The sequence below is a fragment of the Desertihabitans aurantiacus genome, from assembly GCF_003344635.1.
In the GTDB taxonomy this organism is placed as follows: domain Bacteria; phylum Actinomycetota; class Actinomycetes; order Propionibacteriales; family Propionibacteriaceae; genus Desertihabitans; species Desertihabitans aurantiacus.
This window is the reverse complement of sequence record NZ_QPKK01000203.1, coordinates 1-7,186: the sequence shown is the minus strand read 5'-3', so window position 1 is coordinate 7,186 and position 7,186 is coordinate 1. Positions and strand designations below refer to the sequence as shown.

The following is a 7,186-nucleotide window of genomic DNA, read 5'->3' as shown; positions in this document are numbered from 1 at the left end:
GGCGCCGGCGCTGCGCGCGCCCAGCGCCTCCAGGGGGCCGAGGGCGGCCAGGGCGGCCAGCCCGCCGCCCAGGAGCACGCTGCGGCGGCTGGGGGTGATGGGGGAGGTGTCGGTCATGAGGGCCCTCTCGGTGGTCTCGTGCGGGCGCCGGCCGTCGCCGGCGACGAACCCGTGGTCCATCCCAGTGCGGTGAGGTGGCCTCCGCGTGCACGTGAGGTGACGGGCGGTAGGGGCGTCTGTGTAGGGCCGGCGCCGTTGGTGAGCCTTCCCTCATCGGCCTGCCGGACTCGGCAGAATCCGCAAAGAAGTCTTTGCAAACGTCTCTTTGCGGTTTAGCGTGGTGCCGTGCCCGAGTACTTCGTCCCCGGCCCCGCGGCGCTGAGGGCCCTCTCCCACCCCGTCCGGCTGCGGATGCTCGGCCTGCTGCGGCTGGACGGCCCCGCGACCGCCAGCCAGCTCGCGCAGCGGCTCGACCTCAACAGCGGCGCGACCAGCTACCACCTGCGCCAGCTCGCCGCGCACGGGCTGGTCGAGGACGCCGCCGACCTCGGCGACCGCCGCGAGCGGTGGTGGCGGGCCGCCCAGTCCGTCACCTCCTCGCGCTGGTCGGAGGACCCGGAGGCCCAGGCCCTGTGGGCCCGGTTCGGCCAGGCCGCCGTCAGCGCCCAGGTGCAGAACCTCCTCCGCGGGGCGGAGGAGGCCGACGAGATCGCCCCCGACTGGCAGCAGACGGTCACCCACAACGACCTGACCCTGGTGCTGACACCCGAGCAGGCGCTCGAGGTGCGCGAGCGGGTGGACCAGCTCGTCGCCGACCTGCTCGACCAGTACGACGTCCCGGACCGCCAGCGCCCGCACGACCCCGCCGACCGCCGGGTGCCGTTCATGGTGCAGGCCCACGCCTTCCCACGTCCGGGCAGGGCGCCGCGCCGTCCGCAGCCGACCGGGGAGGAGCGGTGAACCCGACGGCGGCCGGCGGTGCGCGTGGTCGGCTGCGGCAGGGCCGGGCCCTGTGGAGCTGGCTGCTCGCCGAGGTGTGCTCCTACCTCGGCACCCGCTTCTCGATGGTCGCCATCCCCTGGCTGGTGCTCACCGGCACGGGGAGCGCGACCGCCACCGGGCTGGTCGCGGCCGCCGAGCTCGCCCCCTACGTGCTGGCCAAGGTGGTTGCCGGTCCGTGGGTCGACCGCTGGGGCGGCCGCCGGATCGCGGTCCTCGGCGACCTGCTGAGCGCCGTCGCCGTGCTCGGGGTCTGGCTCAGCTTCCGGCTCGGCGGGCTGTCGGTGCCGGTGCTGGTGGGCCTGGTCGCGGTGGTCGGACTGCTGCGGGGGCCGGCCGACGTCGCCAAGCAGGCCATGACCCCGGCCGTCGCCGAGCACTCCGGGTCCCCGCTGGAGCGGGTCACCGGGCTGGCCAGCATGGTCGAGCGGCTGGCGTCCACCGTCGGCGCGGCCGCAGCCGGGGTGGTGATCGCCGCGATCGGCGGCGACGACGCCCTGCTGGTCACCGCTGTCGCCCTGCTCGCCTCGGCGGCGGTGGTGGCCCGGCTGCTGCCGGTGGACGTGGGGCGTCCGGTCGCCGACGCCGGACCGCCGCAGGGCTACGGCCGTTCGCTGGCGGAGGGCCTGCGCTTCCTGCGGGGCGACTCGCTGCTGCTGTCGATCGTGGTGATGGTGGCTGTCACCAACCTCCTCGACCAGGCCTACTCCGCCGTGCTGGTGCCGGTGTGGGTGACCACCCACGCCCACGGCCCGGAGGCGCTCGGGCTGGTCTTCGCCGCGATGACCGGCTCGGCCGTGGCCGGGTCGGCGCTGGCCGCCTGGCAGGGGCACCGGCTGCCCCGGCTGGTGGTCTACGCCGTGGCGTTCCTCATCGCCGGCGCGCCGCGGTTCTGGGCCCTCGCGCTGACCGACTCGGTGCCGGCCGTGGTCGCGGTGGTCGTCGTCGGTGGCCTCGCCAGCGGCTTCCTCAACCCCATCATCGGCGCCCTGCTGGTGGAGCGGATCCCGTCCCGGCTGCTCGGACGGGTCAGCGGTCTGGTCAGCGCCTCGGCCTGGTCGCTGATGCCGCTGGGTGCCCTGCTCGGCGGGGTGCTGGCCACCCGGGCCGGCCTGGGCACGGCGCTGGTGGTCGGCGGCGCGCTCTACCTGCTGACCACGCTGGCCCCGTTCGCGGTGCCGTCGTTCCGCGCCATGCGCCGGGGCGCCACCGCCGGCACCGAGTCGACGCCGCCCGACGCGTCCGCGCCGACGCGTCCGGGTCAGTCCACCGCGTAGTAATCCGCGGGCACCCAGACCCGGATGCCCTCGTCCAGCGTCACCTCGAGCCCGTCCTCGGCGAACACCACCTCGAACGGGTCGTGGCTGCGCTGGGCCGGGATCGGGACGAAGGTGTAGCGGTCGATCGGCGACCCGTCGTACACGCTCAGCACCCACACCTCGTCCACAGCCTCGCTGAACAGCCCGCGCGGAGCGTTCCGACGCTGGACGCACAGGCCCTGGAAGCCCGACAGGCTGGAGTCGACGTCGCACCGTTCCGCGGTGACCTCGGGCCGCGGCGGCACCGAGCGCGCGACCACCACCCCGGTCAGGGCGACCAGCACCCCGACCAGCAGGCCCACCGCCGACGCTCCCAGGTACCGCCCCGCTGATCCACGCACGCCCCGATGGTGGCGCGTGAGCGGGTCGCCCGACCCGCCGACGCGCTGGGGGACCCGCTCAGGTGAGCCCGAACCGGGCCAGCGGGTGCAGCAGCTCCCGCTCCTCGTAGGAGAGGTGGGAGAGCATCGCGTCGGTGAGCAGGTCGACCGAGCGCTTCAGCTCGGCCAGCGCCGGGTCGCCGGGCCGCTCCTGCCCGACCAACCCGACGAGCGCCCGGTCGAGGGCGTCGAGCAGGTCGTGGATGGTGACGTGCTCGGCCTGGAGCCGGTCCAGCACCGGCGCGGCGTCGGGGTCGAGGGCGCGCAGCCGCGGGAACACGCTGCGGTCCTCCAGGCTGTGGTGACCGGTCACCACCCGGCAGTAGGACTCGCAGTAGGCCCCCAGCGTCCAGTTGTTCTGCCGCATCGTCATGGTGTTGATCACCGAGCGCGCCGCCGCCACCTGGGTGTGGCCCTCGGCCACCTGACGGACGACGTCACGCACCTGGGCGAGCTCGGAGCGCAGGTGGTCGTGGACGTCGATGAGGTGCTGCGGTTGGGCCTGCTGGGCCGGGGTGTAGCGGCTGGACCGTGGGCCGCCGTAGCGGGGGCGGCTGGCCTCGTCCCAGTCGGGCCCGCCGCTGAACCGGGTGCCGTCGTCCGGCGTGGGCCGGACGGTGAGCGGTTCGGTGCCGTCGGGTGCCCGCGCTTCGACGGGCTCAGCGCCCTGAGCCGTCTCCCCAGCGCCCTGAGCCTGTCGAAGGGCCGACCCACCGGCCAGCCCGCCGGGCACCTCCTGCCCACCTCGGGACGCCCGCAGCTCGCGCTCCGCGGCGACCAGGTCGCGGACCGCCGGTGCCACCTCGGCGGCGAACCGGCGCACGTCGTCGGGGTCGTCGGTGGCGAGCACGAACCCCGACATCCCCTCCTCCAGGGCCAGCTCGGCCAGCTGCTCGGCCCACTCCGAGGGCGTCCCCTGCAGCAGGCCGTCGGCCGCCGAGGTCCGAGCGCGGCCGAAGCGGCCCGAGACGTTGTAGAGCCGGCGGACGTCCTCCGGCGCGCGTCCGGCTGCCACCGCCGCCTCGTCGATGCGGGCGTTCATCTCCGCCAGCCGCTCCGGGCCGGCGTAGGGCATGCTCGGGATCCAGGCGTCTCCCAGCCGTCCGGTCACCGCCAGCATCCGCGGACCGTAGGCGCCGATCCAGATCGGCACCGGGTGCGCCGGCGCCGGACCCGAGCGCAGCCCGTGCACGCGGTGGTGCTCCCCGTCGACGCGCACCGAGCCCTGCCCGCGCCAGACCGCCCGGATGATCTCGATCGCCTCGACCAGGGCGTCCACCGCCTCCCGCGGGGAGCGGCGCGGTCCGCCGGCGGCGGCGATGGCGTCTGAGAACCCGCCGGCGCCCAGCCCGAGCTCGGCCCGTCCGGTGGAGAGCAGGTCGAGGGTGGCCACCGAGCGGGCCAGCACCACCGGCGGGCGCAGCGGCAGGTTGGCGACGTTGGGGGCGAGCCGGACGCTGGTGGTGCGCGCGGCCAGGAACGACAGCAGCGTCCACATGTCGAGGTGGGCCGCCTGGTACGGGTGGTCCTGGACGGTGAGCAGGTCCAGCCCGCTGACGTCGGCGAGCACCCCCAGCTCCACCACCGCCTCGGGGGCGGCCGCCGTCGGCGTCGGGAACAGTCCGAACTGGAGCTCGAGGCCGTAGTCAGGCACGGAGGCACCCTAGTCGCCGGCACCCTGCCAACGGCTTGGGCCGCCATGGTGGGATGGGCGTCATGATCACCCGGCAGCTGGCGACGGAGCTACGCGACGCGGGACTGGGCTGGACCCCGGCCAACGGCGACCGCTTCATGATCCCCAAACCCGACCTCGAGGGCGAGGTCTTCATCGTCAGCGACATGACGATCGAGGTCGACCAGCGCGTCGTGGGCGGGTTGGTCAAGTTCAACGGCACCACCGAGTGGGCACTGGACAGCATCGCCCAGGGCGACGTCGTCTGGCTGCCCCGGGAGGACCAGCTGCGCCACGCCCTCGGTGAGACCTTCCTCTCGCTGACCCGGGTCTACGACTCCTGGGTGCTCACCGTCGAGGCCGACGACGCCGAGGTCCGGCTGATCGACAACGACGTGGAGTGCGTCTACGCCAAGGGCCTGCTCAGCATCCTGTCGGCCGTCTCCTGACACCCACCCGGACGCCCGTCGGCAGCGCTCCGTAGCGTGGGTTCCGCGGCGGCGCACCCGGGTAGGGGTGACGTCGTCCCCGACCCGCCACCGGAGGAGTCATCGTGTCCGAACGTCCCGCAGGAACGGTCGAGAAGGTCGCCGAGCTGATGAAGGGCGTCCGCATCGCCATGGTCACGTCCGTCGACGCCGGCGGGCGGCTGGTGTCGCGGCCGCTGTCGGTCCAGGACGTCGAGTTCGACGGCGACCTGTGGTTCTTCGTCGACCGCGAGGCCGACCTGCTCACCCAGATCCAGACCAACCCCCAGGTCAACGTGGCCCTGCAGGGCGAGCGCGCCTGGGTCTCGCTCGCCGGCGCCGCCGCACCGGTCGACGACCCGGCGCGGGCCGACGAGCTGTGGAACGACGTGGTGGCCGCCTGGTTCGCCGCCGAGGGCTCCACCAGCACCGACGAGAAGCAGCCCGGCCCCGCCGACCTGGGTGCGGTCCTGGTCAAGGTCGACGGCGACACCGCCGAGTACTGGGAGGGCGGCGGACGGGTCCGCACCGTCGTGTCGCTGCTCAAGGCCCGGCTCACCGGCAGCGACGCCCCGCAGGGCGAGAACGAGGTCGTCGACCTCCCGTGAGCCGCCACCACGTCATCTACGGAGCGGGTGCTGTCGGCGGGGTGGTGGGCGGGCTGCTGCACCGCGCCGGCCACCGCGTCACCCTCATCGCCCGCGGCGAGCACCTCGAGGCCATCCGCAGCCACGGCCTGCACCTGGTCACCCCGCACCTGGACGAGACCCTGGACGTCCCCGCCGTCGAGGGGCCGGAGGAGATCGACTTCACCGGCGAGGAGGTCGTCCACGTCGCGGTGAAGAGCGACGCCACCGCCACCGTGCTCGGACGCCTGCACGCCGCCGCGCCGACCCGGACCGCGGTGGTCTGCCTGCAGAACGGGGTGCACAACGAGCGGGCCGCCCTGCGCTGGTTCGGCACCGTGCTCGGCGTCTGCGTGATGCTGCCCGCCACCCACCTGTCCCCGGGCGAGGTGTCGGCCGGCTCGGAGAACGTCCCGGCGGTCCTCGACATCGGCCGGGTGCCGGCGCCGCCCGACGGTCGGGTCGACCCGCTCGCCGAGGAGGTGGCCGCCGCCTACACCAGCGCCGGCATCGTCTCCGAGCCGCGGGCCGACATCATGGCCTGGAAGTACCGCAAGCTCGTCTCCAACCTCGGCAACGCCGTGGACGCCGCCTGCCGGCAGGACGACGACGCGAAGGAGCTCGCCCGCCGGGTCCGGGCCGAGGGCGAGGAGGTGCTCGCCGCGGCCGGGATCGAGGTGGTGCCGGCCGAGACCGACCGGGAGCGCCGTGGCGACCTGCTGCGCACCACCCAGCGCGGACCCGGCAGCTCCACCTACCAGAGCCTGGCCCGCCGCACCGGCTCGCTGGAGGTGGACTGGCTGAACGGCGAGATCGTCTCGCTGGCGCACGGGCTGGGCCGGGAGGCCCCGGCCAACGACCTGCTCCGCCGGGTGGCCAACGGCCTGGTCGACGGCGAACCGCGCAGCGTCGCGGCCCGCGACCTGCTGGACCGGCTCGACCGCGCCTGACCCCGCCACGCCCGGCCCGCCGGCTTGGGTGCGGCGGTCGGTTGGGGGACACTGTCGAGGATCTGCCACCGCGGTGGCTACCGACGGAGCGGAGGGTGGGGCATGGCGGGGCAGCAGCCAGCGATGCCGCACGCCGGCGGCTGGCTCGGCCGCCACCTGCTCACCGACCTGCTGCACCAGACCGCGCACCGGTCGATCTTCCGCGCGGTCGAGGACGGTGACGGACGGGTCGGGCTGCTGCTCGTGCTGGACCCGCGGCTGTCGGCCGTCCCGCACCTGCCGGCGGTGTTCGACGCCCGGATGCGCCAGGCGGCCGGCGTGCTCGAGCGGCACGTGGTCGCGCTGCGCCACTGGGACGAGACCGACGGCCTGCTGCACGCCGAGCTGGGCGTGGTGGCCGGGACGGGTCTGCGCACCCTGCTCGAGCACGAGCCGATGCCGGTGCCGCACGCCCTCGACCTGGCCGCCCGGCTCGCCGACGCCCTCGAGGCCGCGCACGCCCGCGGCCTGCCCCACCTCGGGATGAGTCCCTCCACCGTGGTCGTCGACCCGCAGGGTCGTCCGGTGCTGACCGACCTCGGCGTCGCCGCGGCGCTGGTCCAGGCCGGCGTCCGGCCCGACCCCGACGAGGCGCGCTGGGTCGCACCGGAGGTGCTCGACGGCGCCCTCGCCGGCGGCTGGACGCCCCGGGCCGGGCAGCGGGCGGACGTCTGGTCGCTGGCGGCGCTGCTGCACGACTGCCTCACCGGGCTGGGCGCGGCGGCCCGCCCGCT

9 protein-coding genes are annotated in these 7,186 nt (G+C 75.0%); 6 read left to right on the top strand and 3 right to left on the bottom strand.

Features of this window, described 5'->3' with window-relative positions; all coding sequences use genetic code 11:
- Positions 1 to 180 (bottom strand): hypothetical protein (locus DVA66_RS14830; protein ID WP_157974026.1); only part of this gene is annotated, 180 nt, incomplete at its 3' end.
- 165 nt (positions 181 to 345) lie between these two features.
- Here DVA66_RS14830 and DVA66_RS14825 point away from each other — a divergent pair.
- Positions 346 to 960, top strand: coding sequence for a helix-turn-helix domain-containing protein (locus tag DVA66_RS14825; RefSeq protein ID WP_232821975.1), 615 nt, complete (start codon positions 346 to 348; stop codon positions 958 to 960).
- Positions 957 to 2,276, top strand: a complete 1,320-nt coding sequence (locus tag DVA66_RS14820; RefSeq protein ID WP_198671794.1) for an MFS transporter — start codon at positions 957 to 959, stop codon at positions 2,274 to 2,276. The genes DVA66_RS14825 and DVA66_RS14820 overlap by 4 nt, the downstream gene beginning before the upstream one ends.
- On the opposite strand, the gene DVA66_RS14815 is transcribed toward DVA66_RS14820, so the two are convergent.
- Both DVA66_RS14815 and DVA66_RS21970 read right to left on the bottom strand, forming a co-directional pair.
- Complete coding sequence (locus tag DVA66_RS14815) at positions 2,261 to 2,659, bottom strand: hypothetical protein (protein ID WP_157974025.1); 399 nt, start codon at positions 2,657 to 2,659, stop codon at positions 2,261 to 2,263. The two genes, DVA66_RS14820 and DVA66_RS14815, sit on opposite strands and share 16 nt — an antisense overlap.
- 58 nt (positions 2,660 to 2,717) lie before the next feature.
- The gene (locus tag DVA66_RS21970; RefSeq protein ID WP_114560777.1) at positions 2,718 to 4,352 is read right to left on the bottom strand and encodes an LLM class flavin-dependent oxidoreductase; all 1,635 of its coding nucleotides are present in this window, start codon (positions 4,350 to 4,352) and stop codon (positions 2,718 to 2,720) included.
- Between the two features lie 62 nt (positions 4,353 to 4,414).
- Between DVA66_RS21970 and DVA66_RS14805 the strand changes: the two genes are divergently transcribed.
- The 4 genes from DVA66_RS14805 to DVA66_RS14790 form a co-directional block, all read left to right on the top strand.
- Complete coding sequence (locus DVA66_RS14805; protein ID WP_114560780.1) at positions 4,415 to 4,819, top strand: pilus assembly protein CpaE; 405 nt, start codon at positions 4,415 to 4,417, stop codon at positions 4,817 to 4,819.
- A 104-nt stretch (positions 4,820 to 4,923) separates the two neighbouring features.
- Positions 4,924 to 5,445 carry a pyridoxamine 5'-phosphate oxidase family protein gene (locus DVA66_RS14800; RefSeq protein WP_198671793.1) on the top strand — a complete coding sequence of 174 codons (522 nt, stop codon included), beginning with the start codon at positions 4,924 to 4,926 and terminating at the stop codon, positions 5,443 to 5,445.
- Positions 5,442 to 6,413, top strand: coding sequence for a ketopantoate reductase family protein (locus DVA66_RS14795; RefSeq protein ID WP_198671792.1), 972 nt, complete (start codon positions 5,442 to 5,444; stop codon positions 6,411 to 6,413). The genes DVA66_RS14800 and DVA66_RS14795 overlap by 4 nt, the downstream gene beginning before the upstream one ends.
- 102 nt (positions 6,414 to 6,515) lie before the next feature.
- A partial coding sequence (locus tag DVA66_RS14790) for a protein kinase domain-containing protein (RefSeq protein ID WP_408608916.1) occupies positions 6,516 to 7,186 on the top strand: 671 nt, incomplete at its 3' end.

Coding starts and splice junctions, on each gene's coding strand:
- DVA66_RS14805 (WP_114560780.1), top strand. CDS start 4,415: ATGATCACCCGGCAGCTGGCGACGGAGCTACGCGACGCGGGACTGGGC.